Origin of the sequence: Pararcticibacter amylolyticus (genome assembly GCF_003130405.1) — a bacterium.
Classification (GTDB): domain Bacteria; phylum Bacteroidota; class Bacteroidia; order Sphingobacteriales; family Sphingobacteriaceae; genus Arcticibacter; species Arcticibacter amylolyticus.
The window spans coordinates 1-344 of the sequence record NZ_QEAS01000129.1 but is presented as its reverse complement, the minus strand read 5'-3'; the positions used below and the strand labels follow the sequence as shown (position 1 = coordinate 344).

Here is a 344-nt window from a genome sequence, read left to right as displayed (position 1 = left end):
AGGGCGTTCTTCAGCCGCTGAAGGTTGTCGTACTCAAAACGGTAGCTCCGCTCTTTGGGACTGCCCCCCTGGGGGTCTTTGGCCTTCCATTTGACGGCCGAGATCATCCCGTTATAATAGGGGCTGTTGCCGATGGCGGCTTCCTGCTGGTCGTAAAGGACCTCCATACCGAACACATCATTGCTCTCCTCGTTGCGGTCGTCAGCCGTCAGGCTGCTGTTGTTAATGGAGGTCAGCTGGCCCCGGATGTTATAGCGGTAGTCGACCGACTGCAGGTAGCTGGAACCGCTGTTGGTGGAATGCAGTTTCTTGTCCACCACCTGCCCGAGCTCGTTATATTCGTA

At 56.4% G+C, this 344-nt stretch carries 1 pseudogene; it reads right to left on the bottom strand.

Going from position 1 to position 344, the window contains the following annotated elements:
• A pseudogene (locus DDR33_RS26345) lies at window positions 1-344 on the bottom strand (hypothetical protein); the annotation flags it as partial.